The organism is Virgibacillus sp. 7505, assembly GCF_002272135.1.
Lineage (GTDB): Bacteria > Bacillota > Bacilli > Bacillales > Amphibacillaceae > Terribacillus.
The window spans coordinates 1-222 of the sequence record NZ_NPBF01000391.1; the positions used below are offsets into that span (position 1 = coordinate 1).

Annotated in this window: 1 pseudogene; it reads left to right on the forward strand. The window is 46.4% G+C overall.

Annotated features, from left to right (window positions below):
• Nucleotides 1-222 (forward strand): annotated as a pseudogene (locus tag CHH91_RS19480) (IS3-like element IS655 family transposase); the annotation flags it as partial.

Genomic DNA, 222 nt, shown 5'->3' on the forward strand with positions numbered 1-222 from the left:
CTGCTTTTGATAAATGGGTTCGTCAATACCAAACAAGTGGCGCATTCACCGAGAAAGAAAATCGTACGCCTGAACAAGAAGAGCTGATCCGCCTACGAAAAGAAAACCAGAAGCTCGCTATGGAAAATGATATTTTAAAGCAAGCGGCGCTGATCATGGGACGAAAATAGACGTGATCCGTCAAAATCGCGGGATCTACCCAGTGGCTGCCATGTGTGCGAT